At 73.8% G+C, this 3,057-nt stretch carries 3 protein-coding genes and 1 pseudogene; all 4 read left to right on the top strand.

All coding sequences use genetic code 11. The annotated features are described in order from the left end of the window. Positions 1–399, top strand: a pseudogene (gene afsQ1, locus CCN33_RS17935) (two-component system response regulator AfsQ1); the annotation flags it as partial. Next, entirely contained in the window at positions 297–1,979 is a 1,683-nt protein-coding gene (locus CCN33_RS17930) for a sensor histidine kinase (protein ID WP_107483957.1), read from the top strand. The pseudogene afsQ1 and the gene CCN33_RS17930, both read left to right, overlap by 103 nt. Continuing rightward, the gene (locus CCN33_RS17925) at positions 1,976–2,587 is read left to right on the top strand and encodes a hypothetical protein (RefSeq protein WP_086694598.1); all 612 of its coding nucleotides are present in this window, start codon (positions 1,976–1,978) and stop codon (positions 2,585–2,587) included. The genes CCN33_RS17930 and CCN33_RS17925 overlap by 4 nt, the downstream gene beginning before the upstream one ends. 97 nt (positions 2,588–2,684) lie before the next feature. Continuing rightward, positions 2,685–3,057 (top strand): VanZ family protein (locus CCN33_RS17920; protein ID WP_086694597.1); only part of this gene is annotated, 373 nt, incomplete at its 3' end.

The raw sequence follows: 3,057 nt of genomic DNA, 5'->3' as shown, positions 1-3,057 counted from the left end.
GGCGCCGACGACTACGTGGTCAAGCCGGTGCAGGGCCGCGTCCTGGACGCCCGTATCCGGGCCGTGCTGCGGCGCGGGGAGCGCGAGTCCAGCGACTCGGCGACCTTCGGCAGTGTCGTCATCGACCGGTCCGCGATGACGGTGACCAAGAACGGCGAGGACCTCCAGCTCACCCCGACCGAGCTGCGGCTGCTGCTGGAGCTGAGCCGCCGGCCGGGGCAGGCGCTGTCCCGGCAGCAGTTGCTGCGGCTGGTGTGGGAGCACGACTACCTGGGCGACTCCCGCCTGGTGGACGCATGTGTGCAGCGGCTGCGGGCGAAGGTCGAGGACGTGCCGTCCTCCCCGACCCTGATCCGCACGGTCCGTGGTGTCGGCTACCGCCTGGACGCCCCTCAGTGAGCGAGCGCGGGGGATTCGGCCGCTGGACGGCCGAACGGGGGAGGAAGCTGGCCGGACTGCGGTTCACCAGCCTGCGGTTGCGGCTGGTGCTGGTCTTCGGGCTGGTGGCGCTGACGGCCGCGGTGTCCGCGTCGGGCATCGCGTACTGGCTCAACCGGGAGGCGGTGCTCACCCGCGCCCAGGACGCGGTGCTGCGCGACTTCCGGCAGGAGATGCAGAACCGCGCGGGCGCGCTGCCCGCGCGTCCCACGCAGGACGAACTCCAGCGTGCCGCGGGGCAGATGGCGGGCAGCAGCCAGCGCTTCAGCGTGCTGCTGGTCGCCCGGGACCCCGACGGCCGCACGGTGTACGGCGGTTCGGGCGGCCTGAGCGGCTTCTCACTGAAGGACGTGCCCCCGTCGCTGCGTGCGGCGGTCGACAAGCGGCAGAAGACGAGCGGCTCCGACAAGGCGCCCTACCACCTGTACTGGCAGCGCGTCACCGAGCACGGCACGCCCTTCCTGGTGGCCGGGACCAAGGTGGTCGACGGCGGCTCGACCGGCTACATGGCGAAGTCGCTGGAGCCGGAGGCCAAGGACCTCAACTCCCTCGCCTGGTCGCTGGGTATCGCCACCGCGCTCGCCCTGATCGGCTCGGCCCTGCTCGCGCAGGCCGCCGCCACGACCGTGCTGAAACCCGTGCAACGCCTCGGAGTCGCCGCGCGCAGGCTCGGCGAGGGGCGGCTCGACACCCGGCTGCGCGTCACCGGCACGGACGAACTCGCCGATCTGTCACGGACGTTCAACAACGCGGCCGAGGCGCTGGAGAAGCGGGTCGCGGACATGGCCGCCCGTGACGAGTCCTCCCGCCGCTTCGTCGCCGACATGTCGCACGAACTGCGCACCCCGCTGACCGCCATCACCGCCGTGACCGAAGTGCTTGAGGACGAGCTGGAGTTCGAGGGCGGCGGCATCGACCCGATGATCGAGCCCGCGGTACGCCTGGTGGTCAGCGAGACCAAGCGGCTGAACGACCTGGTCGAGAACCTGATGGAGGTCACCCGCTTCGACGCGGGCACCGCCCGGCTGGTCCTGGACGACGTCGACATCGCGGACCAGATCACCGCCTGCATCGACGCCCGGGCCTGGCTGGACGCGGTCGAGCTGGACGCCGAGCGCGGCATCCACTCCCGGCTCGACCCGCGCCGCCTGGACGTCATCCTCGCCAATCTGATCGGCAACGCCCTCAAGCACGGTGGCTCCCCGGTACGGGTCTCGGTCCGCATCGACGGCGACGACCTGCTGATCGCGGTACGCGACCACGGTCCCGGCATCCCCGAGGAGGTGCTGCCGCACGTCTTCGACCGCTTCTACAAGGCCAGCGCCTCCCGGCCGCGCTCGGAGGGCAGCGGGCTCGGCCTCTCCATCGCGCTGGAGAACGCCCACATCCACGGCGGTGAGATCACGGCCGCCAACTCCGCCGACGGTGGCGCGGTGTTCACGCTCCGGCTGCCGCGCGACGCCTCCCGCCTGACGGAGGAGCCCGGGGACGACGAGAAGGGCGACTCCCTGACCGGGGGCAGCGGCGGGGAGGGCGCGTGAGCGGGCGGGCGGTACGAGGGCTGCTGGCGCTGCCGCTGCTGGGCGCGCTGCTCACCGGCTGCGGCATCCGGCCGACGGAGGTGCCGACCGACTTCGGCGGGGCGCCGTCACGGGTGCCTTGTTCGCCGGCCGGGTCCGGGCGGGCCACCCAGTCGCCGGAGGGGGTTCCGGTGCAGGTGTTCCTGCTGTGCGGGGCCTCGCTGGTGACCGTGGACCGGTCGGTGCGGGTGCCGGAGGGCACGCCGGACGCCCGGCGCCGGGTCATGGTCGCGCAGGGCCTGCTGGACCAGCTCGCCTCGGCGCCCTCCGCCGGGGAGCGCGCCGCGGGCTACCAGACACGGGTACCGGGCGGCATCACCGTCACCGGTCCGGGGCACGCGGAGCCCGAGGAGGCGCTGCGCCTGAGCACCGCCCCGGACAGGCTGGGCTCCCCCGCGCTCGCCCAGGTGGTGTGCACCTTCTCCGACTCGGCGGCGGCGGAGGGCGACGGTTCGGTGATCCTGGCGGGCCCGGCCCCGGCCGCGCCGCGCCGGTACGAGTGCACGGAGGGCGTGCGCGACCATCCGGGGCGGGTCCAGCCCCCGTCCGGTTCGGTCGCGTCGAACTGAGGCGAGGCATCGCCCCGTGCCCGTGTGGCGCACGCCTCACCGGGGCGGGGGGCGCCCAAGCGGAACCGTTCGAGCGCGGCGTGGCGTCTTGGGGGACGTGCAGCGTCAAGGCTCCATCGGCGGCAGCGCCGCGAACCGCATCCGAGTGACCGGGGCAATCCTCCTCGTCGCGCATCTCGCGCTCGTCGCCTGGCTGACGCTGCGGCCCCTGGACGTGCCGTGGGTACGCCCCGCGAACCTTCACCCCCTGTCCGGGTTGCGTGCCGACCTGGCGCTGGGCTGGCCCGAGGCGGGGCTCCGCATCGGCGAGGGCCTGGCCCTGCTGGCTCCGCTGGGCGTCCTGCTGCCCATGGCCGACGGCAGGCTCGGCGTGTCCGGGCTGGCGTCCCTGTTCCGTACGGCTGCCGCCGGCACCCTGATCTCGCTGGGGATCGCCCTGTTGCAGACGGGGGTGCCGGGGCGGGTGGTGG

Origin of the sequence: Streptomyces recifensis (assembly GCF_002154615.1) — a bacterium.
Lineage (GTDB): Bacteria > Actinomycetota > Actinomycetes > Streptomycetales > Streptomycetaceae > Streptomyces > Streptomyces griseoluteus.
The sequence above is the reverse complement of the archived record's forward strand: the minus strand, read 5'-3'. Positions and strand labels throughout refer to the sequence as shown.